The organism is Micromonospora sp. NPDC050200 (genome assembly GCF_040656135.1).
Lineage (GTDB): Bacteria > Actinomycetota > Actinomycetes > Mycobacteriales > Micromonosporaceae > Micromonospora.
The window spans coordinates 54,940-79,642 of the sequence record NZ_JBFALG010000005.1; the positions used below are offsets into that span (position 1 = coordinate 54,940).

Annotated in this window: 25 protein-coding genes and 1 pseudogene; 12 read left to right on the forward strand and 14 right to left on the reverse strand. The window is 74.8% G+C overall.

The genetic code is table 11. The annotated features are described in order from the left end of the window. Positions 1-673: 673 nt before the first annotated feature. The gene (locus AB0I41_RS05635; RefSeq protein ID WP_357102425.1) at positions 674-2,185 is read left to right on the forward strand and encodes a glycosyltransferase family 39 protein; all 1,512 of its coding nucleotides are present in this window, start codon (positions 674-676) and stop codon (positions 2,183-2,185) included. Here AB0I41_RS05635 and AB0I41_RS05640 read toward each other — a convergent pair. Both AB0I41_RS05640 and AB0I41_RS05645 read right to left on the reverse strand, forming a co-directional pair. After that, on the reverse strand, positions 2,182-3,717 hold the full coding sequence (locus tag AB0I41_RS05640; RefSeq protein ID WP_357102195.1) for a histidine kinase N-terminal domain-containing protein: 1,536 nt from the start codon (positions 3,715-3,717) through the stop codon (positions 2,182-2,184). The genes AB0I41_RS05635 and AB0I41_RS05640 overlap by 4 nt on opposite strands. Before the next feature lie 25 nt (positions 3,718-3,742). Beyond that, positions 3,743-4,774, reverse strand: coding sequence for an SIS domain-containing protein (locus tag AB0I41_RS05645; RefSeq protein ID WP_357102427.1), 1,032 nt, complete (start codon positions 4,772-4,774; stop codon positions 3,743-3,745). A 188-nt stretch (positions 4,775-4,962) separates the two neighbouring features. On the opposite strand from AB0I41_RS05645, the gene AB0I41_RS05650 reads away from it, so the two are divergent. Beyond that, a complete protein-coding gene (locus tag AB0I41_RS05650; RefSeq protein ID WP_357102197.1) occupies positions 4,963-6,792 on the forward strand; it encodes a tetratricopeptide repeat protein in 1,830 nt (609 codons plus the stop codon). Positions 6,793-6,845: 53 nt separating this feature from the next. Here the strand turns inward: AB0I41_RS05650 and AB0I41_RS05655 are convergent, their stop codons facing one another. Then, positions 6,846-8,435, reverse strand: coding sequence for an MDR family MFS transporter (locus tag AB0I41_RS05655; protein ID WP_357102199.1), 1,590 nt, complete (start codon positions 8,433-8,435; stop codon positions 6,846-6,848). A gap of 106 nt (positions 8,436-8,541) precedes the next feature. Here AB0I41_RS05655 and AB0I41_RS05660 point away from each other — a divergent pair, with 106 nt between their 5' ends. Next, entirely contained in the window at positions 8,542-9,135 is a 594-nt protein-coding gene (locus AB0I41_RS05660; RefSeq protein WP_357102429.1) for a TetR/AcrR family transcriptional regulator, read from the forward strand. On the opposite strand, the gene AB0I41_RS05665 is transcribed toward AB0I41_RS05660, so the two are convergent. Together AB0I41_RS05665 and AB0I41_RS05670 are read right to left on the reverse strand one after the other, a co-directional pair. Next, positions 9,126-9,638, reverse strand: coding sequence for a GNAT family N-acetyltransferase (locus AB0I41_RS05665; protein ID WP_357102201.1), 513 nt, complete (start codon positions 9,636-9,638; stop codon positions 9,126-9,128). The two genes, AB0I41_RS05660 and AB0I41_RS05665, sit on opposite strands and share 10 nt — an antisense overlap. Continuing rightward, a complete protein-coding gene (locus tag AB0I41_RS05670; RefSeq protein ID WP_088973021.1) occupies positions 9,635-9,850 on the reverse strand; it encodes a biotin/lipoyl-binding carrier protein in 216 nt (71 codons plus the stop codon). The genes AB0I41_RS05665 and AB0I41_RS05670 overlap by 4 nt, the downstream gene beginning before the upstream one ends. Positions 9,851-10,041: 191 nt before the next feature. On the opposite strand from AB0I41_RS05670, the gene AB0I41_RS05675 reads away from it, so the two are divergent. Further along, positions 10,042-10,173: a hypothetical protein gene (locus AB0I41_RS05675; RefSeq protein ID WP_357102203.1), complete on the forward strand. Its 132-nt coding sequence runs from the start codon at positions 10,042-10,044 to the stop codon at positions 10,171-10,173. Positions 10,174-10,284: 111 nt separating this feature from the next. Here AB0I41_RS05675 and rsrA read toward each other — a convergent pair whose 3' ends face one another. The 5 genes from rsrA to AB0I41_RS05700 all read right to left on the reverse strand — a co-directional run bounded on the left by rsrA (position 10,285) and on the right by AB0I41_RS05700 (position 13,766). Then, positions 10,285-10,572 (reverse strand): mycothiol system anti-sigma-R factor, encoded by a 288-nt coding sequence (rsrA, locus tag AB0I41_RS05680; RefSeq protein WP_357102205.1) that lies wholly within the window; start codon positions 10,570-10,572, stop codon positions 10,285-10,287. 1 nt (position 10,573) lies between these two features. After that, a complete protein-coding gene (locus tag AB0I41_RS05685; protein WP_357102208.1) occupies positions 10,574-11,392 on the reverse strand; it encodes a sigma-70 family RNA polymerase sigma factor in 819 nt (272 codons plus the stop codon). Positions 11,393-11,774: 382 nt separating this feature from the next. Then, a complete protein-coding gene (locus AB0I41_RS05690; protein ID WP_357102210.1) occupies positions 11,775-12,389 on the reverse strand; it encodes an alpha/beta family hydrolase in 615 nt (204 codons plus the stop codon). A gap of 87 nt (positions 12,390-12,476) precedes the next feature. Next, positions 12,477-12,869 carry a WhiB family transcriptional regulator gene (locus AB0I41_RS05695; RefSeq protein ID WP_357102212.1) on the reverse strand — a complete coding sequence of 131 codons (393 nt, stop codon included), beginning with the start codon at positions 12,867-12,869 and terminating at the stop codon, positions 12,477-12,479. Positions 12,870-13,067: 198 nt separating this feature from the next. Then, on the reverse strand, positions 13,068-13,766 hold the full coding sequence (locus AB0I41_RS05700; RefSeq protein ID WP_357102214.1) for an SOS response-associated peptidase: 699 nt from the start codon (positions 13,764-13,766) through the stop codon (positions 13,068-13,070). 102 nt (positions 13,767-13,868) lie between these two features. Here AB0I41_RS05700 and aroA point away from each other — a divergent pair, with 102 nt between their 5' ends. The 4 genes from aroA to AB0I41_RS05720 are packed head-to-tail and all read left to right on the forward strand — an operon-like array spanning position 13,869 to position 18,045. Further along, complete coding sequence (aroA, locus tag AB0I41_RS05705) at positions 13,869-15,170, forward strand: 3-phosphoshikimate 1-carboxyvinyltransferase (RefSeq protein WP_357102217.1); 1,302 nt, start codon at positions 13,869-13,871, stop codon at positions 15,168-15,170. An 18-nt stretch (positions 15,171-15,188) separates the two neighbouring features. After that, complete coding sequence (rsgA, locus tag AB0I41_RS05710) at positions 15,189-16,277, forward strand: ribosome small subunit-dependent GTPase A (protein WP_357102432.1); 1,089 nt, start codon at positions 15,189-15,191, stop codon at positions 16,275-16,277. 25 nt (positions 16,278-16,302) lie between these two features. Beyond that, positions 16,303-17,121 carry a histidinol-phosphatase gene (hisN, locus tag AB0I41_RS05715; RefSeq protein WP_357102219.1) on the forward strand — a complete coding sequence of 273 codons (819 nt, stop codon included), beginning with the start codon at positions 16,303-16,305 and terminating at the stop codon, positions 17,119-17,121. A gap of 60 nt (positions 17,122-17,181) precedes the next feature. Continuing rightward, on the forward strand, positions 17,182-18,045 hold the full coding sequence (locus AB0I41_RS05720) for a hypothetical protein (protein ID WP_357102434.1): 864 nt from the start codon (positions 17,182-17,184) through the stop codon (positions 18,043-18,045). Positions 18,046-18,054: 9 nt separating this feature from the next. Here the strand turns inward: AB0I41_RS05720 and AB0I41_RS05725 are convergent, their stop codons facing one another. Beyond that, on the reverse strand, positions 18,055-19,254 hold the full coding sequence (locus AB0I41_RS05725) for a glycosyltransferase (protein ID WP_357102221.1): 1,200 nt from the start codon (positions 19,252-19,254) through the stop codon (positions 18,055-18,057). Between the two features lie 188 nt (positions 19,255-19,442). Here AB0I41_RS05725 and AB0I41_RS05730 point away from each other — a divergent pair, with 188 nt between their 5' ends. From AB0I41_RS05730 to AB0I41_RS05740, 3 genes are all read left to right on the forward strand, one after another. After that, positions 19,443-20,444, forward strand: coding sequence for an SDR family oxidoreductase (locus AB0I41_RS05730; RefSeq protein ID WP_357102223.1), 1,002 nt, complete (start codon positions 19,443-19,445; stop codon positions 20,442-20,444). Further along, the gene (locus AB0I41_RS05735; RefSeq protein ID WP_357102225.1) at positions 20,441-21,241 is read left to right on the forward strand and encodes an ATP-binding protein; all 801 of its coding nucleotides are present in this window, start codon (positions 20,441-20,443) and stop codon (positions 21,239-21,241) included. The genes AB0I41_RS05730 and AB0I41_RS05735 overlap by 4 nt, the downstream gene beginning before the upstream one ends. Positions 21,242-21,314: 73 nt before the next feature. Beyond that, entirely contained in the window at positions 21,315-21,887 is a 573-nt protein-coding gene (locus AB0I41_RS05740) for a DUF5709 domain-containing protein (RefSeq protein ID WP_357102227.1), read from the forward strand. Positions 21,888-21,896: 9 nt separating this feature from the next. On the opposite strand, the gene AB0I41_RS05745 is transcribed toward AB0I41_RS05740, so the two are convergent. Both AB0I41_RS05745 and AB0I41_RS05750 read right to left on the reverse strand, forming a co-directional pair. After that, entirely contained in the window at positions 21,897-22,544 is a 648-nt protein-coding gene (locus AB0I41_RS05745; protein ID WP_357102436.1) for a response regulator transcription factor, read from the reverse strand. Between the two features lie 14 nt (positions 22,545-22,558). Next, entirely contained in the window at positions 22,559-23,689 is a 1,131-nt protein-coding gene (locus AB0I41_RS05750) for a DUF5931 domain-containing protein (RefSeq protein WP_357102230.1), read from the reverse strand. A gap of 119 nt (positions 23,690-23,808) precedes the next feature. Between AB0I41_RS05750 and AB0I41_RS05755 the strand changes: the two genes are divergently transcribed. Further along, on the forward strand, positions 23,809-24,276 hold the full coding sequence (locus AB0I41_RS05755; protein WP_357102232.1) for an ATP-binding protein: 468 nt from the start codon (positions 23,809-23,811) through the stop codon (positions 24,274-24,276). Positions 24,277-24,404: 128 nt separating this feature from the next. Here AB0I41_RS05755 and AB0I41_RS05760 read toward each other — a convergent pair. After that, positions 24,405-24,641: pseudogene (locus AB0I41_RS05760) on the reverse strand (ribose-phosphate pyrophosphokinase-like domain-containing protein); the annotation flags it as partial. Positions 24,642-24,703: the final 62 nt, after the last annotated feature.

Here is a 24,703-nt window from a genome sequence, read left to right on the forward strand (position 1 = left end):
TGCCCGCCGCCACCCGTCGGCCACCGCGCGCCCGGCCGCCGCCGCCGCCGGATCCTTTGGAGCTGATGTCGTAGACGACTCACCCCACCGCACGCCGGCTACCGGCCCTCCGTCAGGCCGCACCGGCCAACTCACGCCCCTGCCGCCGCCTGTCGGCGGGGCCAGCGGTTGATGACGACCCCCGCCCAGGGGGCGACGAGGACGGCCGGGAGCGCCCCACCCCTGTCGGATCCTTTGGAGCTGATGTCGTAGACGACTCACCCCACCGCGCCCGGCTGCCAGCGGGTCAGCTTCACGCGCTTGCCGAGCCCGGCCGGCCGGCCGGCCGCGGAAGTAGCGGCCGTGATCCGGCGGCGCGGGCGGCGGAGAAGGCGCGGGAGTTGATGGCGTCGTCACAGCAGCCGCTCACCCCTTCCGGAGGCATGAGTCGTTCACGACATCAGCTCCAAAGGATCCGCAACAGGGGTCCATCCGGCAGGCCGACCGCGCCTGCCCTGCCGCCCGGCACAGGGACAGGCACGGACGCGCCCCGCCGCAGGGACACGCGAGCGGACGACGGTCGGCGCGACCGTCCGGCGGCGAAGGCCGCCGTGCCAGCACGGACCGCTCCGGCGGCCCGGCCGCTCCGACAACGCGACCGGCTTCGGTGTGGGACGCTCGGCGTGTGGGCAGTATGTCCGGAAAGCGGCATGCGGCGGAGGGGTGGGCGCGGCTGGTCTGGGTACCGCCCACGCTGGCCACCCTGGCCGCCGGGCTGTACGGCATCGGCCACGCCCAGCCCTGGCGCGACGAGCTGGCCACCTGGAGTGCCGCCACCCGCCCGCTCGGCGACCTGCTCCGGCTCACCGGCACCGTGGACGCCGCCACCGGCCCGTACTACCTGCTCGTGCACGGCTGGATCCGGCTCTTCGGCGACTCGGCGACGGCGCTGCGGCTGCCGTCTGCGCTGGCCATGGCCGGGGCGGCCGGACTCACCGCCGTACTCGGCAGGTGGCTGCTGGGGGCGCCGGCCGGGCTGCTCGCCGGGCTGCTCTTCGCGGTCCTGCCCGGCACCTCCCGGTACGCCCAGGAGGCCCGCCCGTACGCGCTGGCCAGCCTCTTCGCCATGCTGGCCACCCTGCTGCTGGTCGCCGCGCTGCGCCGGCCCTCGTGGGCCCGCTGGGCCGGGTACGCGGCCGCCGTCGCCGCGCTCGGCCTGACCCACCTGCTGGCCCTCACCCTGCTGGCCGCGCACGGGGTGCTGGTGCTGATCTGCTGGTGGCGCGGCCCGGCGGCGGCCGGCCTCGACCCGCCGCCCGCCCGCCTGGCTCCACCGGTGGCCGGGAACGGACGGTTGCCGGCGCGCTGGGCGCTCGCCCTGCTGCCGGCGCTCGCCCTGCTCGCCCCGCTGCTGCTCACCGCCCGCGAGCAGCGCTCCCACCAGCTCGTCTGGGTCGAACCGGCCCGGTTGGTCGACCTGGCTGCGCTGCCCGCCGGGGTGACGCAGAGCGGGGTGGTGGGCGGGCTGCTGGTCGGGCTGGCCGCCCTCGGCGCGGCCCGGGCGGGTCGGCGGGCGTTGCCGCCCGGGCTCTGCGTACTCCTGCCCGTGCTGCTGGTTTTCGTCCCCGCGCTGGTGGTGGCCCTCTGGGTGCCCCGCTACCTGGTCTTCACGGTGCCCTTCGCGAGCCTGCTCGCCGGCGCGGCGCTGGCCGGGACACCGGCACCGGCACCGGCACGACCGGTGCCGGCGGCGCTGGCGATCGTGGTGCTGGCCGGTCTGCTCGGCCTGCCCGACCAGGTGGCGCTGCGGCAGACGCACGGCTGGCCGACGGTCGACTACCGGGGCGCGGCACGAATCGTCGCGGCCGGCCAGCAGCCTGGCGACGCCGTCGTCTTCCACCCCCGGGACGGCTGGCTCTTCCTCGACCTCGGCATGGCGTACCAGCTGGGTGCGGCGCGACCGCGCGACGTGCTGGTGGTCCGCGACCAGCGGCGGCGCGCGGACCTCTGGGCCACCGAGTGCGCCCGGCCGGCCGAGTGCCTGGCCGAGGTACGGCGGGTGTGGCTGGTGGTCGCCGGCCGGCGGGCCGATCCGCTGGCGGCGGTGCCCGGCGGCAAGGGGGACGCGCTGCGGACGGGCTTCACCGTCAGCCAGGTGTGGCAGCGGCCCGGGCTCACCGTCGCCCTGCTCATCACGCGCGGCTAGCCGCGCTCTCCCCGGGCCAGCGGCACGACCAGCACCGCCTCGGTGCCGCCGGCCGCGCCGGGGCGCAGCTCGATGCTGCCACGCAGCTCCCCGGTGACGAGTGCCCGGACGATCTGCAGGCCCAGCCGGCTGCCGCGTTCGGCGTCGAACTCAGCCGGCAGGCCGCGCCCGTTGTCGGCCACCGAGACGTGCAACTGCTTGCGGAACCGGTGCGCGGTGACCACCACCAGCGGCGCGGCGGCACCCTCCGGACCGGCGGCGCCGTCCTCGCCGGCCGATGGAAAGCCGTGCTCGACGGCGTTGAGCAACAGCTCGTTGAGGACCATCACCAGCGAGGTGGCGATCTCGGCGGGCAGTACGCCGAAGCTGCCCTTGCGTCGCATGCCGACGGTCACCTCGGTCGCCGCGACCTCGGTGGCCGCGCTGGCCACCCGGTCGACGATCCCGTCGAACTCGACCGCCTCGTCGCTGGACATGGAGAGCGTCTCGTGCACGAGGGCGATCGAGGCGACCCGGCGGACCGACTCCTCCAGGGCGACCCGGGCCTCCGGCATGGAGACCCGGCGGGCCTGGAGACGCAGCAGCGCGGCGACGGTCTGGAGATTGTTCTTCACCCGGTGGTGGATCTCCCGGATGGTGGCGTCCTTGGTGATCAGCGCGCGGTCCCGGCGGCGTACCTCGGTGATGTCGCGGACCAGCACCAGCGCGCCGATCGGCACGCCAGCCGGCATCAGCGGCAGCGACCGGGTGAGCATGGTGGCGCCCCGAGCGTCGATCTCCCGCCGGGGCGGGGCCTCGCCGCGTAGCGCGGCGAGCACGCCGTTGGCCGCGTCGGTCCCCTCCAGCGGGTCGCTGGCCAGCCGCCGGTGCAGCTTGGCCAGGTCCTCCCCCACCAGGTGGGAGGCGAAGCCCAACCGCCGGTACGCCGACTGCGCGTTCGGGCTGGCGTAGGTGACCTTGCCGTTGGCGTCCAGTCGGACCAGGCCGTCGCCGACCCGGGGCGCCGAGGTGGTCTCCCCCGGGTGTCGGGGCGGCGGGAAGGTGCCGTCGGCGATCATCTGGGCCAGGTCGTCGGCGGTGGTGAGGTAGTTCAGCTCCAGCTGACTGGGCGTACGGGCGGTGGAGAGGTTGGTGTCCCGGCCCACCACGGCGACCACCTCGCCGGACTCCCCGTCGGCGGCGCGCAGCCGGACCGGGATCGCCTCGTGGCGGGCGGGCACGTCGCCGTACCAGACCGGGTCGCCCTCCCGCCAGATCCGGCCCTGCCGGTAGGCGATCTCCAGGTGCGCCACCTCCGGCCCGCCGACGATCCGCCCCACCTGGTCGTCGAGGTACGCGGTGGGGGCGGTCGTCGGGCGGACCTGGGCGACGCAGAGGAACGTCCCGTCGCCGTCCACCGGCACCCAGAGCAGCAGGTCGGCGAAGGAGAGGTCGGACAGCAGCTGCCAGTCCCCCGCGATCCGGTGCAGGTGGTCGATGTCGGCCGGCCGGAGCTGGGTGTGCTCCTCGGCGAGGTCGCGCAGCGTGGACACGTCACACAGCGTGCCACGCCGGACCTCACCTCGTCGCGGTGACCTTCTTCAGCCCGCGCGGTGCGTCCGGGTCCTCGCCACGGGCCAGCGCCAGCGCCATCGCGAGCCGTTGCAGGGGCAGGATGTCCAGCAGCGGGGCGTACCGCTCGTCGACCTCGGGTACGGCCATCCGGGTGGCCCCCTCGACCTCGGCGGAGCCGACCACCACCACGTCGGCGCGGCGCTCGCCGAGCCGGGGCAGCACCTCACCCATGGACCGGCCGCCCGGACCGGAGCCGACCACGGCCAGCACCGGCACGTCCGGATCGGTCATCGCGAGCGGGCCGTGCAGCAGGTCGGCGCCGGAGAACGCGAGCGCGGGCAGGTAGGAGGTCTCCATCAACTTCAGCGCGGCCTCCCGGGCGGTCGGGTACGCGTACCCCCGGCCGGTGGTGACCAGCTGGCCGGCGAAGCGGTAGCGCGGCGCGAGCTGGACCGGGGTGGGGTCGGCCAGGGTGCGCTCGGCCAGCCCGGGCAGGGCGTCCAGCGCGGCCCGCTCGTCGGCCGGGAGCACCCCGTCGCCGGCGCGGACGCCCTCGACGAGCATCAGCAGGGCCAGCAGCTCGGCGGTGTACGTCTTGGTGGCGGCGACGGCGCGCTCGTGCCCGGCGGCGATGTCGACGGAGAGCTCGGCGGCCTCGGCCAGCGGGGAGCCGGGCGCGTTGGTGACCGCCAGGGTGAGCGCCCCGGCGGCGCGGGCGGCGCGCAGCACCTCGGTGAGGTCGGGCGACCCGCCGCTCTGGCTGACCCCGACGACCAGGGCGTCGGAGAGGTCGGGGCGGGCCCCGTAGAGGGTGACCACGCTCGGCGAGGCGAGCCCGGCCGGGAGACCGAGTCGGATCTCGGTCAGGTACGCCCCGTAGAGCGCGGCGTGGTCGGAGGTGCCCCGGGCGGTGAAGACCACGTGCCGGGGCCGCCGCTGCGCGATCACCGCCGCGACGCGGGCGACCGCCCCGGTGTGCTCGGCGGAGAGCAACCGGGCGTAACCGGCCGGCTGCTCGTCGATGTCGGCGGCCATCCCGGCCCCTGGACGCGTCACGGAAGCTCCTCCCACTGCGCGGTTGCCGCGCGTTTCGTGCTCAGTCTTGCACCGTTGCTCGTATCTGAACAATCGTGCGAGCAGTAATGCGCAGTGGATCACCGAATCGACGCCACATCCCCTAGGCTTGCCCAACCCCGGGAACCACTGCGAGCGAGAGGCCCGACGTGTCGGAGGGACCTGACGAACCCGTGCTGTCCGCCGCGGAGGAGCTCGCGCTCGCCCGGTTGGCGCTCGACGAGGGCGACCTGCCGCACGCCGCCGGGCACCTCGCCGCCGCCCTGGTCCAGGCGCCGACCCTGCCCGAGGTGCACGAGGCGCTGGCCCGCATCGCGGCGGCCTCCGGCGGCGACCTCGACCTCTTCCCGCTCGGCCAGCGCGTCTTCGTCGGCGCGGTGGTGGCCCGCGCCCACCTGCTCGCCGCCGCCGGGCGCCCGTCCGAGGGGCTCGACCTGCTGGTCGCGGCCACCGGGCACGCGCCCGGCGTCGACTGGGCCGGCGTGCCCTGGGTGACCGCCCCCGAACTGGCCGAACGGCTCGACCCCGAGCGGGCCGCCCGGATCCTGATGCAGGTCTGCGCCGCCGTGCCCGACCCGGTGCCCCGGGCCGCCCGGGCGCCGCTGCTGCCGTACCTCGCCCTCGCCCGCAACGCGGTGGCCGCGCACCCGCGCCACGCGCTGCTGCTGGGCGCGGCGTCCGCGCTGGCCCGACGCCTCGGCGAGGTCGCCCTCGCCGTCACCTGGGCCAGCCGGGGGGTACGCGCGGAACCGTCCAAACTGGGCGAGGTCTGGCTCGGGTACGCGTACCGCAGCGCGGGCCGCACCCGCGACGCCCTGGCCGCCCTCGAACGGGCCGTCGGCCACGATCCCGACGACCTCGCCGTGTACGCGGACATCGCCGGCACCCTGGCCGACACCGGCCGGCTGGACGCGGCGCTGGGGTGGATCGACCGGGCCCTCGAACGCGACCCGACCTTCGACTGTGCCGTGCACACCGCGCACCGGCTGCGCTACCTGCGCGACGGGGACGTGGCGCACCTGGTCGCGCTCGCCGACTTCGTCCGGGACCATCCCGACGACAGCCACGAGCACGGCGACCTGGCCGAGTGCTGCCGGGGCCGGCCCTGGCTGGGGCAGGTCACGCCGGCGGCGGGCGCGATGGTCGACGCGCTCCGCCGCGCGCTGGCCGCCGACGGCGCGCCCGGCACGGCGGTACGGCTGGCGGCCGTCGAACCGCCGAGCGCGATGCGTACCGTGACGGCGGCCGTGCCGGGCCTCGACGTCGAGGTCACCGGCGTGGCCGACCCGGACCCGCGGGAACCCCGCCGGGCCACCACCTGCCAGCTCTGGCGCTACGACGGCACCACCGCCGCGCCCACCCTGCCGGTCCCGTCCGCCGACGCGGCGGACCGGGTACGCCACCTCGCGCACCCCGCCTGGCCACACCCGCCGGCCGCCTACGACGCGGCGGTGAGCCTGGCCACCCTGGAGCTGGGCGACCTGCTGGCGCTGCTGGTGCATCCGCCCGAGGCGCCCGCCACCGCGCTGGGCCGGGTGCTGACCGGGCAGGACCCGTCACTCTGGGTGCGCTGCGTGCAGGTCTGGGCCTGCCTCGGCCTGCTGCACCACCGCACCGACGAGCCGTGGGCGGACTCGGCCCGACGCCGGGTGCTGGTGGAACTGGTCTGGGGCGTGGAGGACTGGATCACCGAGGCGGCGCTCTTCGCCCTGGTCACCGCTGCCTGGGTCGACCCCTCGGTACGTTCCGACGTGGCCCGGGTGGTGGCCGAACGGCTCGCCGACGTGGCGGAGGTGGCGCGGGACCGGCCGGTGCCGATCGCCAGCTCGCTGGCCCACCTGGCCCTGGCCACCCCGGCCCTGGACGAGGCGACCACGGCGCTGGCCCGCACCCTGGCCGGCACGTCGGTCGGTCCGGCGCGGCGCGGCGCGCTGGCCCGCGTCTGGACCCGCCTGACCGCCCTCTTCCGCCGCCCCTGACCAAGCGGCCGCGCCGTACCCGGGAAGGGACGACGCGGCCGCGACGGAGCGGGTCAGGCCACCGGAGCCTTGCCGAGGGCCGTCTCGGCCTGCTCCTCGGGGGTGGTCCCGGCCGGCGGCGCGTCGTTGGACGACCGCAGCGGGACCTCCTTGATGAACCAGGCGAGCACCGGCACCGCGATGGTGAAGAGGACCGCCCAGAGGAAGACGTGGGAGATCGCGTCGGAGAGTCCGCCGAGCACCAGCTCGCGCGCCTGGTCCGGCAGTTCCTTGAGCTTCTCCAGGTCCATCCCCCGGCCCTCGCCGGTGCCGCCGCTGAACGCGCTGCCGGCGGCCGAGGCGGCGAGTCGGTTGGCGAAGATGGCGCCGAAGAGGGAGATGCCGAACGAGCCGCCGATGGAGCGGAAGAAGGTGGCCGCACCGCTGGCCGCGCCCAGGTCCTTCTGCTCGACGCTGTTCTGCGCGATCAGCATCGAGGTCTGCATGAGGAAGCCCATGCCGACGCCGAGCACGATCATGTAGAGCGAGGACTCGGCCTTGCCGGTGTCCACATCGAGCCGGCTGAGCAGGACCATGCCGGCCGCCATCACCACGCCGCCGACGATGGGGAACATCCGGTACCGGCCGGTCCTGGTGATCGCCCGGCCGACGACCAGCGAGACCACCAGCATGCCGAACATCAGCGGCAGCAGGAGCAGGCCGCTGTTGGTGGCCGTGGCGCCCTGCACGGTCTGCTGGTAGAGCGGCAGGAAGTTCATCGCGCCGAACATCGCGAAGCCGAGCAGGAAGCCGATCACCGAGATCAGCGCGAAGTTGCGGTTGGCGAAGAGGCCCAGCGGCAGGATCGGCTCGGGGACCCGTCGCTCGACGAACGCGAAGGCGACCAGGGCCACCGCGGCCAGCACCGCCAGGCCGAGGATCTGCGGGGAGACCCAGTCGTACTCGTTGCCGCCCCAGGTGGTGACCAGCACGATCGAGGTGATGCCGACCGAGAGCAGCGCCGCGCCCAGCCAGTCGATCTTGTGCTCGGTGCGGTACTTCGGCAGGTGCATGGTGGTCGCCAGGACCACCAGCGCGACACCGCCCAGCGGCAGGTTGACGTAGAACGCCCAGCGCCAGGAGAGGTGGTCGGTGATGAAGCCGCCGACCAGCGGGCCGGCGACCATGGCGATGGCCATGATGCCGGCGATCATGCCCTGGTAGCGGCCCCGCTCGCGGGGCGGCACCAGGTCACCGATGATCGCCATCACGCCGACCATCAGGCCACCGGCGCCCAGGCCCTGCACGGCCCGGAACGCGATCAGCTCGACCATGCCGTCGTTGGCGCCACCGAGGATCGCCGAGCCGGACATACCGCAGAGCGCCGAGCCGACCAGGAAGATGACCACGGAGGTCAGGAAGACCGCCTTGCGCCCGTACAGGTCGCCGAGCTTGCCCCAGATCGGGGTGGAGACGGTCGTGCCCAGCACGTACGCGGTGACCACCCAGGTGAAGTGGTTGACGCCGCCGAACTCGCCGACGATCCGCGGTAGCGCGGTGCTGACGATCATGTTGTCGAGCATCGCGAGCATCATCGCGATCATCAGGCCGAACAGCACGACCCTGACGTTGGGTCTCGCCGCCGTCTGGCTTTCCTGACTCATGGGTAAGCTCCCCCGAAGATGTGACGCACTTACTTGCCGCCCGGCTAGTTACCTTACTAGCCGCACGGTAAGTTGGACAGCGGAAAACCGTCAAGCCAGTTGGGTGGTGCAGGTGAGGGAGAGCACAGGCGGCACGCGTCAGCGCATCCAGGCCGTCGCGCTGGAGCTCTTCACCGAGCAGGGGTACGAGAAGACCTCGCTCCGGGAGATCGCCGAGCGGCTCAACGTCACCAAGGCCGCGCTGTACTACCACTTCAAGAGCAAGGACGAGATCGTCAACAGCCTGGTCGAGGACCGCCTGCAGCGGATCGACGAGCTGATCGACTGGGCGCGGTCGCAGCCGACCTCCCGGGCCACCCGGCGCGCGCTGCTCAACCGGTACGCCGACACCATGTTCGCCAGCGAGCAGCCCTCGGTGATGCGGTTCTTCGAGCAGAACCAGACCGTGTTGAAGAGCCTCTCCGCCGGGCAGCAGATGCGCGAGCGGATGCTGGGCCTCGCCGGCGAGCTGTGCCGGGGCGACGACTCGGCCGCCGCCCAGCTGCGCGCGACCCTGACGCTCTTCGCCGTGCACAGCAGCTGGTTCGCCGTGCGTACCCCGCACATCAGCGACGAGGAGCGCAAGAAGATCGCGCTGGACGTCGCCGACGAGCTGCTCGCCGGGATCAGCGAGCCGGCGCCCGACGTGGATCAGGACTGACCGGTCAGGTCCAGTCGCAGGCCCAGCAGCTCCACCCCGGGCGCGGGCGCCCAGTCCTTCTCCGGCGTCCGGACGAAGCCGATCCGCTCGTAGAGCCGGTGCGCCGGGACGGCGAACCCACTGCGGACGCAGATCACCACGGCCGAGCAGCCCAGCGCGACGGCCCGGTCGACGCAGGCCCCGGCCAGCGCCGCCCCGGCGCCACGGCCCTGGGCGGACGGATCCACGGCCAGCATCCGGAACTCCGCCTCGCCGGGACCGGAGAGCTCGGCGTACGGGCTGCCGGGCAGCACGAAGGTCACCGAGCCGAGCACCTCACCGGTCGCCTCGTCCACGGCCACCAGCACCTCGCCGTTGGCCGCCCGCTTCGTCACGTCGGCGAGCACCTCGGCGTACCCGTGCTCGCCCTTGAGCTGCCCGTCCGCCTCGTACGCGGCCACCGTCAGCCGGGCGACCGCGGCGAAGTCCGTCGGGGCCGCCGGGCGGACCAGCAGGCCGGTCAATCGATCACCGCGATCAGGTCACCGTCCTGCACGACGTCGCCCTCGTTGACCGCGAGCTGCTTGACCACGCCGTCGGACTCGGCGACGACGGGGATCTCCATCTTCATCGACTCCAGGATCACGAGCGTGTCCCCCTCGGACACGGTGTCCCCGGCCGACGCGACGACCTTCCAGACGTTGGCCACCATCTCGGCGCGGATCTCCTCGGCCATCTCCCGGCCCTCCCTCTCGCGATTACCTGCCGACGTATCCAATCATGCGGTGGCGCCCGGTGGGCGGGGAGCGGGCGGCGACGCGTCCGGGGCCGGAAACGCCGCGCGTTCCGGCCGCCCCGGCGGACGATGGCGGGTGCCGGCCGCACTAGCATCAGCGGGTCGGACCCCGGCGCCGGGAGGACCGGTGCGTGCACCGGCGCCGAGGGTCGCCGCAGCAGGGATCCGACCATCACGAGGAGGTCAACATGGCGAAGAAGGCCCGCAAGAAGAAGGCCCGCAAGAAGAGCGGCGCGAACCACGGCAAGCGCCCCAACTCCTGATCTCGCACGGCGGGCGCCCGCCGTCGCAGTCAGCACCGCCGGCCCACCTGGCCGGGCAGAACGGTGGCCCGGGTCGGATCGACCCGGGCCACCGTTCTGCTTCGCGTACGCTCAGTCGGCCAGTTCGCGCGACTCGCTGGCCTCGAAGACCACCAGCTCGGTCAGCCGGACCCGCAGCCGCTCGCGCAGCTGGTCGGGGGCGATCTCGTTGCCGCAGCAGCGGGCGACGAGCGCCTTCACCTCCTGCTCGAGGCCGTACTCGCGCAGGCACGGCCCGCACTCGTCGAGGTGGTGGCGGATCAGGGTGCGCCGTTCCTCGGCGCACTCCAGGTCCAGGTAGAGGTAGACCTCAGCGAGGACCTCACGGCAGTCCGTCTCGTGCGGCTCTCCACAGCTCACGTCACACCTCCCGGCCGGCAGCGGCGGTCGAGCCCTTCGAGGACTGCGCGGCGCTGAACCCACGCTCCGCGGCGTAGCGCTCGAGCAGCTTCCGCAGATTACGTCGGCCCCGGTGCAGCCGGGACATCACGGTGCCGATCGGCGTGCCCATGATCTCGGCGACCTCCTTGTAGGAGAACCCCTCGACGTCGGTCAGGTAGACCGCCAGGCGGAACTCCTCCGGCAGCTGCTGGAGGGCCTCCTTGACGTCGCTGTCCGGCAGCCGGTCCAGCGCCTCGGTCTCGGCCGAACGCAGACCGCTGGAGGTGTGCGACTCGGCCTCGGCGAGCTGCCAGTCGGTGATCTCGTCGGTGGGCGCCTGGATGGGCTGGCGCTGCCGCTTGCGGTAGGAGTTGATGTAGGTGTTGGTCAGGATCCGGTAGAGCCAGGCCTTCAGGTTCGTGCCCTGCTCGAACTGGTGGAAGGCGGCGTACGCCTTCAGGTACGTCTCCTGGACCAGGTCCTCGGCATCGGCGGGGTTGCGGGTCATCCGCAACCCGGCAGCGTAGAGCTGGTCGACGAAGGGCATCGCGTCCCGCTCGAAGCGGGCCCTGCGCTCGTCCGTCTTCTCGGTGGTCAACCGCACATCCCCTCGCGTCGGATGCTTCCCCGCCGAGGATACGCGTACGGACGTGCCCGCAGATTCGGTTCCGCCGGGTGTGCCCGCCCTCACCACCGCCGTGCCACCCACCGTCGCGGGCCAGTCCGGTCCGCCCAGCAGCTGCCTGAGCCGGCGTGCTTCCCGTTCGTCCCGTTCCCGGCTCCGTGTCTCGGTCGGCACCGGTCACCCCCCTCGCCAGATGTGTCGTCCGGTGGTGGTAACGCCCGGTCAGGGCCCGGACATTCCGCCGGCCGCCCCCGTTCCTGGTCCCGGCCTCGGCGGAGACCGACGCTGGGACCAGGAAGGGCCTGGGAGGGACGGTGCCGTCGCCCGGATCGGGCGGCCCGCACCATCCGATGCAACGACCCGGCGCCGCTACCGGTCACGGCCGCCGCACCGTGCGGCTGAGCGCTGGGGCGGCCGCCGTGGTCTCCGACGACCTTCCCGCGGCATCGCCTCGTCGTCGCTCCCGGCGCGGCTCCGAGCGGCGCCCCCGGCGTATGGCAACGGAATCGGCGTCCGGCGCGGCGGCGCGGTCGGGGCGGCGGAATCCGGGTACGGGTCAGGCCCGCGCCCAGCCCCGCTCGCGGAGCCAGGCGAGCACGGCCACAGCCACGGCGGCCGGGTCCCTGCGCAGGTCGTGGCGCTCCCCGGGGCGGACGACCACGCGTACCGAGGCGTCGGCGGCGGGCACCCCGAAGGGGTCGCGGTCGCCGTTGACCACGAGGGTGGGCAGCCCGGTGAGCAACTCGGCCGCCCGTGACCGCTCCGGCCGGCCGGGCGGGTGCAGCGGGAAGGCCAGCGCGACCACCCCGGCCGCGCCCACCGCCGCCGCCGTGCGGCAGGCCACCCGGGCGCCGCTGGAACGGCCACCGACCAGCAGCGGCACGTCCGGGTGCCGGGCGCGCAGCGCGGCGACCACCGCCGTCCACGCCTCGTCGAGGTGCCCCGCCGGAGCCGGCGCCCGCCGCCCGGCCACCCGGTACGGCTGGGTCACCCGCGCCACCGCCACCGCCGCGCCGACGGCCGCGTCCCGGACCGCGAGCAGGTCGGGGGCGTCCACGTCGCCGCCCGCGCCGTGCCCGAGCGCGAGCAGGGCGACCGGCGGACCGGCCGGCAGGTCGATCTCGACCCGGGCCAGCCCCCGTGGGGTGTCGATCTCGTCGCGGTGCGGCACCGGCCCATTCTGCGCCGCCGGGTGGCCCGGGTGGGCGATCCGGCCGGCTCAGCCGACGAGCGGTGAACGTGGCGCGCGGGTGCGAGCTCAGCTCAGCGGCACCAGCGTGAGCAGGCGGTCGCGCACCGGCGGGCCGGCGTCGTCGGCCGCGTCCGGATCCGGTTGCACCTCGCCGCGCCAGGCGACCAGCATGGCCCGCCGCTCGCGCGGCGTGGTGCCACCCCAGACACCGTGGCAGTCGCCGACCTCCAGCGCCCAGGCCAGGCACGACCCCTGCACGTCACAGCTGCGGCAGAGCGCGACGGCGGCGTCGGCCGGCTCGTTGGGCGCCGGAAAGAAGGTCTCCGGATCAACGCTCTGGCAGGTCCCTCTGGTCCGCCAGGCCTCGTCCTGGCGGCGTTCGCGCAACGCCCGCAACAGTCGCGGATCTCGTCGTGCGGCGGCCACCTCGTGCGGTCGGGGCATACGCGCCCGGGTCATCACACCCACCTCCCCCGTGGGACCGGCAAGATCGACGGGCATCGTTCGCACCGCGCGAAGACGCTCCCAGTGCCGGCGCTGTGTTCTATCGCACCCGTGGACACGGAGACAAGGGGCTGCACAAAGATGACTGAAGTTCCGACCGAAATTTCGCCCGGAACTCTGGCAATTCGTACGCGACAATGTCGCGAATGGCGTTCAGAACAGCGTCATTTCCTCCTCGACCCGCTCGTCGGCGAGCGACACCCGCTCGATCAGTCCGGGCCCGTCGTTGCGGACGTCGCCCACCGCCGGCCCGACCGGCCGGATCTCCAGACCGGCGAGCCAGTCCGCCGGCGGCGGGGCGAGCAGCGTGGCGGGCTCGTCGACCGGCCCGAGCCAGCCCGCCCAGCGATCCCGGGGCAGCAGCAGCGGCATCCGATCGTGCACCTCGGCCAACTCCCCCACCGCCGGGGTGGTGAGCACGCTGAAGGTGAGCAGCGACTCCCAGCGCGACCAGATGCCGGCGAACGCCAGCACCGAGCCGTCCCGCGGGGTCATGTAGTAGGGCTGCTTGCCGCCGGCGGGGCGGCGCACCCACTCGTACCAGCCGTCGGCGGGGACCAGGCAGCGCCGGCGGGCGAACGGGTCGGCGTACGCCCGGCTGGTGGCGACCGTCTCGGCCCGCGCGTTGATCATGCGGGCGGCACCGGCCGCCGAGCGGGACCAGTGCGGCACCAGGCCCCAGCGCCCGGCCGACAGCACCCGCCCGCTCTCGGCGTCCACGCGGACCAGCGGCACCGGGTCGGTCGGCGCGACGTTGTGGTCCGGCGCGAGCCGGCCGCCGGTGTCGTCGTACGACTCGAACAGCGCGCTCAGGTCACCGGCGCTCCGGGTCGTGGCGTACCTCCCGCACATGGCGCACACGCTAACCCCCCGCCGGCTTCCCGGCTGTCCCGCCAACCGGGAGTCGGGCCGACGGCCGGCTCCACGGGCCGGCGACCTTGGCAGAATGTAACCGTGGGGAATCCGACCGCGACCCGGCCGCCGCAGCCGTGGACCGCACCGACCGCCAGCGACCCGGTTGCCGCGACGCTGCGCCTGCCCGGCTCCAAGTCGATGACCGCCCGGGCCCTGATCCTCAGCGCCCTGGCCAGCGGTCCGTCGACCCTGCACGGGCCGCTGCGCGCGCGGGACACCGAGCTGATGGCCGGCGGGCTGCGGGCGATGGGCGCGCACATGTCGATCTCCGACGACGAGCGCTGGCTGGTCCGCCCGCACCGGCTGGTCGGCCCGGCCCACGTCGACGTCGGGCTGGCCGGCACGGTGATGCGCTTCGCGCCGCCGGTCGCCGGCCTGGCCGACGGGCGGGTCACCTTCGACGGCGACCTGCAGGCCCGGGTCCGCCCGCTCGGCCCGCTGATCGGCGCGCTGCGCTCCCTCGGCGTACGCGTCGAGGCCCCGGCCTCCGGCAGCCTGCCGCTGACGGTGCAGGGCACCGGGCGGGTCACCGGCGGCGAGGTGGTGATCGACGCCTCCGCCTCCAGCCAGCTGGTCTCCGGCCTGCTGCTCGCCGGGGCACGCTTCGACCGGGGCGTGGTGGTCCGCCACGAGGGCCCGCCGGTCCCCTCCGCGCCGCACCTGCGGATGACCGTGCAGATGCTGCGGGCGGCCGGCGCGGCGGTCGACGACAGCGTCCCGGACGTCTGGGTGGTCGAGCCCGGCCCGCTGGCCGGGCGCGGCTGGGAGATCGAGCCGGACCTCTCCGGCGCGGTCCCGTTCTTCGCCGCCGCCCTGGTCACCGGCGGTGAGGTAACGTTGCAGGGCTGGCCGCGCAGCAGCGCGCAGCCGGTCGACCAGCTCCGCTCACTGCTGCAGCGGATGGGCGGCGAGGTGACGCTCGGCACCGCCGGGCTGACCGTGCGCGGCACCGGCACGGTGCACGGCCTGGCGGCCGACCTCTCCGACGTCAGCGAGCTGACCCCGGCGCTGACCGCGCTGGCCATGCTGGCCGACTCCCCGTCCCGGTTCACCGGCATCGGGCACATCCGTGGTCACGAGACCGACCGGATCGCCGCCCTGACGCGCGAGTTCACCTCGCTCGGCGCGGACCTCACCGAGTCCGCCGACGGGCTGGAGATCCGGCCGCGCCCGCTGCGGGGAGGGATCTTCCGCACGTACGCCGACCACCGGATGGCGCACGCCGCCGCAGTGGCCGGGCTGGCCGTCCCCGGCATCGAGGTGGACGACGTGGCGTGCACCTCGAAGACCATGCCCGAGTTTCCGGCACTATGGTCGGCAATGGTGACCGGTAAGAGCTGAGGCGTAGAGGGGGCGGTCCTGGCGACCAGACGGCGGGAGTACGACGAGGACGACGTACGGGTCCGGCCCGGGAAGTCCTCGCGCCCACGCACCCGTACCCGCCCCCGGCACGCCGACGCGGTCGACGGCTTCGTGATCGCCGTCGACCGGGGCCGTTACACCTGCGTCCTGGCCGGCGCCGACCCCGACGACCCCATCGTGACCGCCATGCGGGCCCGGGAGCTGGGGCGCAAGTCGGTGGTGGTCGGCGACCGGGTGGGGCTGGTCGGGGACACCTCCGGGGCGGCCGGGGCGCTGGCCCGGATCGTCCGGATCGCCGAGCGCAGCTCGGTGCTGCGACGCACCGCCGACGACGACGAGACCACCGCCGAGGGTCGGCTGGAACGGGTCGTGGTCGCCAACGCCGACCAGTTGGTGATCGTGAGCGCGCTGGCCGACCCGCCGCCGCGCACCGGCTTCATCGACCGTTGCCTGGTGGCCGCGTACGACGCCGGCATCGAACCGCTGCTCTGCCTGACCAAGGCCGACCTGGCCGGGCCGGAGCAGGTGCTCGGCTACTACGCCGAGCTGGAGCTGCCGTACGTGCTGGTCCGTCCGGACTCCGACCTCGACGCGCTGCGGGCGCTGCTCGCCGGCCGGGTCTCGGTCCTGGTCGGGCACTCCGGGGTGGGCAAGTCGACGCTGGTCAACCGCCTGGTCCCGGACGCCGCCCGGGCGGTCGGCGTGGTCAGCGCGATCGGCCGGGGCCGGCACACCTCGACCAGCGCCGTGGCGCTGCGGCTGCCACCCGCGCCGGGCTCCGGCGGCGACCCGGGCTGGATCGTCGACACCCCCGGCGTACGCAGCTTCGGGCTCGCCCACGTCTCGGCGGAGAGCCTGCTGCACGGCTTCCCCGACCTGGTCGAGGCGACGGTGGACTGCCCGCCGAACTGCCCGCACACCGCCGACGCGCCGGACTGCGCGCTGGACGCCTGGGTGGCCGCCGGCAGGGCCGACCCGCGCCGGCTGGCGTCGTACCGTCGCTTGCTGGCCTCCCGCTCCGGGGAGGGTGACCCGCGCGGCGAGGCCGACCAGCGCAATCCGGGCGACCCGCTCGCCGGATCCTGACCCCGCCATGGCTACCGTTTCCGGCATGACCGGGTACGCCGACGACATCGCTCTCGCCCACCAGCTCGCGGACGCCGCCGATGCCATCTCCACGGCCCGCTTCCGCGCGCTCGACCTGCGGGTGGAGGCCAAGCCGGACCTCACCCCGGTCTCCGACGCGGACACCGCCGTGGAGCGGGAGATCCGCGCGTTGCTGGCCGACCGGCGGCCCGGCGACGGGCTGCTCGGCGAGGAGTACGGCGAGCGGCCCGCCGCCGCGCCGGACGGCCGGCGCTGGGTGGTCGACCCGATCGACGGGACCAAGAACTTCGTCCGGGGCGTCCCGGTCTGGGCCACCCTGATCGCGCTGCTGGAGTCCGACCGCCCGGTGGTCGGGCTGGTCTCCGCCCCCGCGCTGGGCCGCCGCTGGTGGGGCGCGCTCGGCGAGGGCGCGTACGCCGGGCCGGACGCCGCCTCCGGCACGCCGATCCGGGTCTCCGCCGTCGCCGACCTGGCCGACGCGAGCTTCTGCTACTCCTCGCTTACCGGCTGGGAGGAGGCGGGCCGGCTGGACGCGATGCTCCAGCTCATGCGGGACACCTGGCGCAGCCGCGCGTACGGGGACTTCTACGGGTACATGCTGCTCGCCGAGGGCGCGCTGGACGTCATGGTGGAGCCGGAGTTGTCCCTCTGGGACATCGCCGCGCTGGTGCCGGTCGTGACCGAGGCCGGGGGCGCCTTCACCGACCTGTCGGGGCGTCCCGCCCCCGCCGACGGCGGTTGCGGGGAGAACAGCGCCGTGGCCAGCAACGGCCTGCTGCACACCGACATCCTCACCCGGCTGGGTCGGCCAACCGCGCGCTGACCCCCGGGCACCCTCTATCCTCGCCAGGTGGTGTCCTCCGGTTGGTGTTTTCTCGCGGCCATGATCGTCGCGTACGGCTTCGCCAACATGTTGCAGTCGGTCGCCGCCGCGCGGACGACCGTGCACCACACCTTCGACCCGGGGCTGCTGCTGCGGCTGGCCGGTCACCGCACCTACCTGGTCGGCCTGCTCTGCCAGGTGACCGGGTTCGTGCTGGCCTTCCTGGCCCGCCGGGACCTGCCGCTGTTCCTGGTGCAGGCCAGCGTGGCCGCCGGGCTGGGGGTCACCGCCGTGCTGGGCGTGGTGGTGCTCAAGTGGCGGCTGCCGAAGGCGGAGATGGCGCTGCTGGCGCTGCTCTTCGGCGGGATCACCGCGCTGGTGCTCTCCGCCCAGCCGGCCCCCTCGAAGTCCCTCGGCACCGCCGGCCTGGTCGCGCTGGCGGTGGCGCTGGGCGGCATCGCGGTGCTCGGTTTCTTCGCCGTACGCCTGCACGGGCCACCCGGGTCGGTGGCGCTCGGCTCGCTGGCCGGGCTGGCGTTCTCCGCCGCCGCGGTGGCCGCCCGGCCGCTGGCGTCCGCGTCGTCGGCCGAGGCCTTCGTCCGGGACCCGCTGCTCTACCTGCTGATCGCGCACTCGCTGGTCGGGCAGTTGCTGCTCGGCCTGGCGATGCAGCGCGGCTCCACCACGGCCGCCGTCGCCGCGATGGACGCCGCCGGGGCGGTGCCCGCGGCGATCATCGGCCTGCTGCTGCTCAACGACAAGATCTGGCCGGGTCGGGAGTGGCTGGCCGCGGTCGGCTTCCTGGTCACCCTCGCCGCGGTCATCGGGCTCACCCGGTACGCCGAACCGCAGCACCACCATGCGGTCGCCCGCCGACGGGAACGGATCGCGGTCGGCGCCGGCTCCGGCCGGCCACCGGTCTGACGGGCGGGGTCAGGCCTCGACCGGCTTGCGCCGGAGCACCACCCGTTCGTAGAGCCGTTCCAGGGCGCTGGCGGTGCGCTCCCAGGTGTAGCTGCACCGGACCCGGTCCACCGCCGCGTGCCCGTACGCGAACCGCCCGGCGTTGTCGGCCAGCAGCCGGCGCAGCGTCACGCCCAGCGTGCGGACGTCGCCCGGGGGCACCAGCCGCCCGGTGACCTCGTCGACCACGGCGTCGGCGATGCCGCCCATCGCGTACCCGACGACCGGGACGCCGCAGGCCATCGCCTCCAGCGACACCCGCCCGGCGGAGGAGTAGTGCGGGGTGCAGGCCACCACGTCGGCCGAGCGGTACCAGGTGGCCATCTGGTCGTGCGGCACCGCCCCGACCAGCTTCACCTGGTCGGCGACGCCGGTCCGCTCGGCCAGCTCGCGCAGCCGGCGGGCCTCGGCGTGGGCGGCCAGCTGCTCGAGCGGCGGGCCGCCGGCGATGACCAGCTCGACGTCGCCGACCAGACGCATCGCCCGGATCAGGTCCTCCTGGCCGTGGCCGGGGGAGAGCCCGCCGACCGACAGGATGCGGGCCCGCTGGTCGCGCGGGGCCGCCTCGCCGTCGGGGTGGAACCGCTCGGTGTCGACGCCGGCCGGGACCATCGCCACCGCGGTGCGTTGCAGGCCCATCCGGGTCAGCTCGTCCACCTCGTCGTTGCACTGGGCGACCGCGATGTCCACCGCCCGGGTCAGCGCCCGCTCCAGCGGGATCCGCTCCCCCGGGCCGCCGTACTGTCGGCCGAGGTGGCGCAGCTGCTCGACGCCGAGGGAGTGGAAGGTCTGCACGACCGGGATGTCCGTCTCGCGTACCGCGTGGGCGGCGGCGAGGCCGCCGATCCAGTAGTGCCCGTGCACCACCTCCGGGGTCCACTCCCCGGACCAGCGGTCGGCCAGCCAGCGGCCGAACTCCGTCACGTACGGCACCAGCTCGGCGGTGGCGGTGACCGTGGCCGGACCGACGGGCACCCGTTCGAGGCGGTAGCCGTCCACCTCGACGACGTCGGGCACGGTGGGGTCGTCCCGGCGCTCGTAGACCCGTACGTCGTGGCCGCGCCCGGCCAGCTCGGCGGCGACCCGGGCGATGTGCTCGTGGGTGCCGACGGCGGGGGCGTCCGTACGCCGGGACGAGCCGGCGTGCGCGCAGACGAGGCCGACGCGCATGGTCACCTCCATGCGATTCGTGAGGGATGGTCCTCCGGTCAGAGGGTCCCATTAACCCGGCCCCGGCGAGCCGAAACCTGGCAGATCGGGAGCAGTCGGAGAGGCGCCGGCGAGCCGTTCCGGACAGCGGCGGCGATCCGTGTCGCCCCGGCCGCATGACGCACCCCGGTCGGGGGTACCGACGAGGAATGCCGCTCACCCGCAGTCTCTCGGACGCCGTCGTGGTGATCACGGGTGCCTCCAGCGGCATCGGTACCGCGACGGCGTACGCGCTGGCCCGCCGGGGTACCGACGTCGTCCTCGCCGCCCGCAGCGAGCCCGCCCTGGAGGAGGTCGCCCGGCGCTGCCGGGAACTGGGCGCGCGGGCGCTGGTGGTGCCCACGGACGTCACCGACCCGGTGGCGGTCGAGGAACTGGCCGCCCGTGCCGCGGCCGAGTTCGGCCGGATCGACGGCTGGGTGAACAACGCGGCGGTCAGCGCGGTCGGACTCTTCGACGAGATCCCGGTGGCGGAGTTCCGCCGGGTGCTGGAGGTCAACCTGCTGGGGGCCGCGTACGGCATCCGGGCCGCGCTGCCCTGGTTGAGCCTGTCCGGCGGCGGGGTCCTGATCAACAACGTCTCGGTGCTGGCCGAGGTGGCGATGCCCTACCAGTCGGCGTACAACGCCACCAAGCACGGCATCCGCGGGCTGGCCGACACGGTCCGGCAGGAGTTGCGGGTCACCGGCCGGGGCAACATCTCGATCTGCGCGGTGCTGCCGGCCACCATCGACACCCCGTTCTTCCGGCACGCCGGCAACCACACCGGCCGCGAACTGGTCCCGCCGCCGCCGGTCTACCCGCCCGAGATGGTGGCCGAGACGATCGTCCGGCTGCTGCGGCGGCCCCGCCGGGAGGCGTACGCCGGTGGCGCGGCCCGGCTGATCGGCCTGCAGTGGCGGCTCGCGCCGGCGCTGGCCGAGCGGGCCCTGGGCTGGTACACCCACCGGACGCAGTTCGGGCCGTCCGGCGCGGCGGACAGCGACGGGAACGTCTTCCGGGCCGACGCCCGGGCGCAGCGCGACGGCGGCTGGCACGGCCGGCGCCGGCAACTGGTGCGAATGACCGCCGCGTTCGGGCTGGCCGCCGCCGGCACCGCGGTCGGCACCGTCGTCGCGATCACCCGACGGTCGCGGGCGGAGCGGCGATGAGTGGCACCGAGCGGCCGGGGGCGCGCGCCGCCCCCGTCGTGCCCAATGGGTCGATCAGGCCGATGGACGCGCGATGCCTGGTGGAGGCGGACGAATCGTCGGCGATTGTGCGGCTGAGCGGCCTGCTGGAGCCCACCGCCGCCGCCCGGGTACGCGACGCCCTGCTGGCGCGGCTCACCGAACGGCCCGGCCCGATCGTCGTCGACGTGGCCCTGCTCCGCTCCACCGGCGTCACCGCCGCGCGGCTGCTGGCCGAGATCCGCCGCACCGTCGCCGACTGGCCCGCCGCCGATCTGCTGGTGCTCGACCCGGCGGGCACGGTCACCGGCGCCGACGCGACCGGGCTGACGGTGTGCGCGACCGCCGACGAGGCGACCGCCGCGCTGGCCCGTACCCCGATGGCGGCGCTGCTCGCCGCGGATCTCGCGCCCACGGTCGGCGCCGCCCGACAGGCCCGGGAGATGGTGGCCGACGGCTGCGCCCGCTGGGGCGTGCCGCAACTGACCGAGCCGGGGTGCACCGCGGTGACCGAGATGGTCAACAACGTGGTGGCCCACGCGCGGACGGCGATGACGATCCGGCTCGCCCCGCGCGACAGTTCGCTGCACGTCGCGGTCCGCGACCACTCCCCCCGGCAGCCCGCGTACGCCGGCCTGGCCCCGCTCACCTCGACCGGCGGCCGTGGCCTGCTGTTGATCGACACGGTGGCCCGACGCTGGGGCAGCACCCCGGTGCCGGGCGGCAAGGTGGTCTGGTGCGTGCTGTACGCCGAGGACGAAGCCGCGTACCAGGGCTGACTTCTCCGCTTTTGTCCCGATCCCGGAGCCTCGCCCCGGTTACCCGGGGCACGCCAGTGGGTAGTGATCAGCCATGCGCGACGACGAGTACCCGACCCCCGTCTCCGACCCCGAGGCGGAGGGCCTGCCCGACACCGCCGACGACGACTCCACCGCCAACGACGACGTCCTCACCGGCCGCGAGGCGGACGGCCCGGAGCCGGCCCAGCTGCCCGGCGACCGGACGCCCGTCGCGGTGGACCACTTCGGCACCACCGCCGAGGAACAGCTCGACGGGGAGTCGCTGGACTACAAGCTCCAGCGGGAGCAGTACGAGCGCGCCGCCGACGACCCGCTGGCCGCACCGGTCGACCCGGGCATCGCCGCCGAGGCGGACAGCGACGAGGCCGCCGCCGAGGCGCAGCTCGACGCCGACGTGATCGACCCCGGCCCCACCTCGGACCCGCACTCGCCGGTCTCCATCTACGACCACGGGCAGCTCGGCACGGTCGCCGACGCTCAGGTGGGCCGGCTGGTCGAACCGGACGAGGGGGCGCACACCGACCAGGAGACCGACTCGATCGCGTACGACGCGGGCGCGGCCGGCGGCGGGGCCACCGCCGAGGAGCTGGCGATCCACGAGACCCGGCCGCCGGAGTCGCGCTGACTCATTGACTCACTCGTCGAGCCCGCGCTCGATCGCGTACCGGGTCAGCTCGACCCGGTTGTGCAGCTGGAGCTTGCCCAGGGTGTTCTGGACGTGGTTCTGCACGGTGCGGTGCGAGAGCCCCAGCCGCTCGGCGATCTGCTTGTACGACAGCCCCTTGGCCACCAGACGCAGCACCTCGGTCTCCCGCTCGGTGAGCCGGGGTGCCGCGTCGTCCCGGCCCGGCCGCGCCCCGCCCTCCCCGGTGACGGCCAGCCGGCGGTACTCGCCGAGGACCAGTCCCGCCAGGCCGGGCGTGAAGACCGGCTCCCCGGCGGCGGTGCGGCGGACCGCGTCCAGGAACTCGGCCGGGGCGGCGGACTTCACCAGGTAGCCGGTGGCGCCGGCCTTCACCGCGTCCAGGACGCTCTGCTGCTCGCCGCTGGCCGAGAGCATCAGCACCCGCACCTCGGGCAGCACCGCCCGCAGGCCCCGGATCACCTCCACCCCGGAGATGTCGGGCAGTTGGAGGTCGAGCACCACGACGTCGGGCCGGGCCGCGGCGGCCACCCGGACCGCCTGCCGCCCCTCGCCGCTGGTCGCCACCACCCGGTGGCCGGCCTCGGTGAGATCGCGGGCCACCCCCTCCCGCCACATCGGGTGGTCGTCGACCACCATCACCCGCACCCCGGTCACCCGTCCTCCCTCGGTACCAACAGCTCCACCTCGGTGCCCTCCGCCGGCGCGGAGACGATCCGCACCTCGCCGCCGAGGTCGGCGATCCGGCCCCGGATGGACTGGCTCATGCCCAGCCGCCCCTGCCGGGCGGCCTCGACCAGCCGGCCCTCCGGGATGCCCGGGCCGGCGTCGCGCACCGTCACGGTCACCGTCTCCCCCTCGTCCTCGATCAGCACCCAGGCGCGCCCGTCGGCGTGCCGCCGCACGTTGTCCAGCGCCGCCGCGGTGGCCGCGGCCAACTCCCGGGCGACCGGGGCGGGCAGCGGGACCGGGGTCGCCGGGGCGGACACGGAGACCGCCGCCGAGGCGTACCGGCCGAGCAGGGCACGCAGGTCCAGGATGCCGCCCGCCTCGTCGGCGGCCGGTGCCGGATCGACCCCGGCGATCAGCGCGCGCAGCGCCGCCTCCTGCTCGCCGGCGAGCCGGGCCAGCTCACCGGCCTCGCCGTCGAGGTGGGCGCCGCGCCGCTGCACCAGCGCCAGCACCTGGAGCACCGAGTCGTGGATGCCCCGGGCCAGCCGCTCCCGCTCGCGGGTGGCCGCCTCCAGCTGCACCGCCCGCTGCAACCGTTCCTCGGCGGTCACCGTCAACCGTGCGACGTGCCCGACGATCACCCCGGCGAGCAGCAGCAGGATCGCCCCGGTGAGCGAGGACGGGCCGAACCGCCCCCGGCTGGCCAGGTCCGCCGCGCCGAGGGCCAGCGCCGCCACCGCGCCGCGCCGCCGCCCGCCGGAGACCGCCCAGGCCAGCACCGGCCCGGCCAGCCAGACCACGGCCAGGGTCGGCACGCCGGCGGCGAGCGCCGAACGGCCGACCACCCACGGGGAGGCGGCGAGGATGGCGAGCACGACGCCGAGGTCGGCCAGGAGCAGCGGCCAGTCCCGGTTCGCCGGCCGCGCGTAGCCGGCGGCGGTCACCCCGGACCAGGCCAGCATCGCCACCAGGACGGCGCCGGCGGCCAGCGGGTGGGCGTACCGGTCGGCGTCGCGGAGCACCAGCAGGCAGACGTACCCCAGGGAGGCGAAGCGGAAGACGGCGATGGAGCGCCAGAGCGGCATCTCGAGACCACCCGGCGGCGACGGCATGGCCGTCACGATGCCACAGCCGCCGTCCGGCCCGGTGGTGCCGCCGGTCGCGGGGCGGACAACCCTGACGTACGGTGGAAATGCCGCGAAACTCCGAGACGGGCTGTCGGGACAGGGCCATGACGAACGCAGAACCGCCCACACCGCGTACGGTTGTGCCCATCGAATCTTCCCTCCTCATCGCCGAAGCCTTCGACCACGCACAGGTGACCGAGCTGCGACACTCGGTCGCCTCCTGCGCGCACGCCGCGGGGCTGGACGGCCAGCGACTGGAGGACTTCGTGCTGGCGGTCAACGAGCTGATCACCAACGCGGTTCGGCACGGCGGGGGCCAGGGCTGGTTACGGCTGTGGCGGGGGGCCGACGAGCTGGTCTGCGAGGTCTCCGACCACGGCCGGGGCATCAGCGTGCAGCGGCTCGGCAACCAGCGCCGCCCGGCGCCGGACACCGCGGGCGGGTGGGGGCTCTGGCTGGCCCGGGAGCTCAGCGACGCCATGGAGGTCGAGACCAGCCCGGCCGGCACCACGGTACGGATCAGCGCACTGACCCGGGCGCTGCGCCGCGCCGGCGGCCCGGCCGTCGACTGACCCGCGCACCTGCGGCGAGTGCAGGGTCCCCCTCGACCACCTGCACGCGCAGCGCGAGCTGGCCACCCAGCGGCTCAACGGGCAGGAGGGGTGCTGGAGATCGTCTGCACCAACACGGTGCCGATCCTGGCGGAGGTGAGTAGGTCGGCGACGAGCCGCCCGCTGATGGAGATCCGCGGGGCGTCCTTCTTGTCCGACCGGGCGTGCGCGTAGTGCGGCAGCACCACGGTGATGCGGCCGGCGGACGCGCCCCGCGCCGCGTCGATCATGAGCAGCAGCTCGACCAGGTGCTCCTGGACCGGCGGCACCAGCGGCTGGATGAGGAAGACGTCGCGCTCCCGGCAGTTCGCCTGCAACTGCACCTCCGAGATCGTACGGACGCCGTCGGGCGGGCGACGCGTGGGCGACGGCTCGTTGCCCTTCCGGG

What these genes read in the sequence shown, in the direction of transcription:
- AB0I41_RS05635 (WP_357102425.1), top strand. Translation starts at nt 674, where the DNA reads ATGTCCGGAAAGCGGCATGCGGCGGAGGGGTGGGCGCGGCTGGTCTGG.
- AB0I41_RS05645 (WP_357102427.1), bottom strand. Translation starts at nt 4,774, where the DNA reads ATGGCCGCCGACATCGACGAGCAGCCGGCCGGTTACGCCCGGTTGCTC.
- AB0I41_RS05655 (WP_357102199.1), bottom strand. Translation starts at nt 8,435, where the DNA reads ATGAGTCAGGAAAGCCAGACGGCGGCGAGACCCAACGTCAGGGTCGTG.
- AB0I41_RS05670 (WP_088973021.1), bottom strand. Translation starts at nt 9,850, where the DNA reads ATGGCCGAGGAGATCCGCGCCGAGATGGTGGCCAACGTCTGGAAGGTC.
- AB0I41_RS05695 (WP_357102212.1), bottom strand. Translation starts at nt 12,869, where the DNA reads ATGACCCGGGCGCGTATGCCCCGACCGCACGAGGTGGCCGCCGCACGA.
- AB0I41_RS05700 (WP_357102214.1), bottom strand. Translation starts at nt 13,766, where the DNA reads ATGTGCGGGAGGTACGCCACGACCCGGAGCGCCGGTGACCTGAGCGCG.
- hisN (WP_357102219.1), top strand. Translation starts at nt 16,303, where the DNA reads ATGACCGGGTACGCCGACGACATCGCTCTCGCCCACCAGCTCGCGGAC.
- AB0I41_RS05720 (WP_357102434.1), top strand. Translation starts at nt 17,182, where the DNA reads ATGATCGTCGCGTACGGCTTCGCCAACATGTTGCAGTCGGTCGCCGCC.
- AB0I41_RS05725 (WP_357102221.1), bottom strand. Translation starts at nt 19,254, where the DNA reads ATGCGCGTCGGCCTCGTCTGCGCGCACGCCGGCTCGTCCCGGCGTACG.
- AB0I41_RS05730 (WP_357102223.1), top strand. Translation starts at nt 19,443, where the DNA reads ATGCCGCTCACCCGCAGTCTCTCGGACGCCGTCGTGGTGATCACGGGT.
- AB0I41_RS05735 (WP_357102225.1), top strand. Translation starts at nt 20,441, where the DNA reads ATGAGTGGCACCGAGCGGCCGGGGGCGCGCGCCGCCCCCGTCGTGCCC.
- AB0I41_RS05740 (WP_357102227.1), top strand. Translation starts at nt 21,315, where the DNA reads ATGCGCGACGACGAGTACCCGACCCCCGTCTCCGACCCCGAGGCGGAG.
- AB0I41_RS05745 (WP_357102436.1), bottom strand. Translation starts at nt 22,544, where the DNA reads ATGGTGGTCGACGACCACCCGATGTGGCGGGAGGGGGTGGCCCGCGAT.
- AB0I41_RS05750 (WP_357102230.1), bottom strand. Translation starts at nt 23,689, where the DNA reads ATGCCGTCGCCGCCGGGTGGTCTCGAGATGCCGCTCTGGCGCTCCATC.
- AB0I41_RS05755 (WP_357102232.1), top strand. Translation starts at nt 23,809, where the DNA reads ATGACGAACGCAGAACCGCCCACACCGCGTACGGTTGTGCCCATCGAA.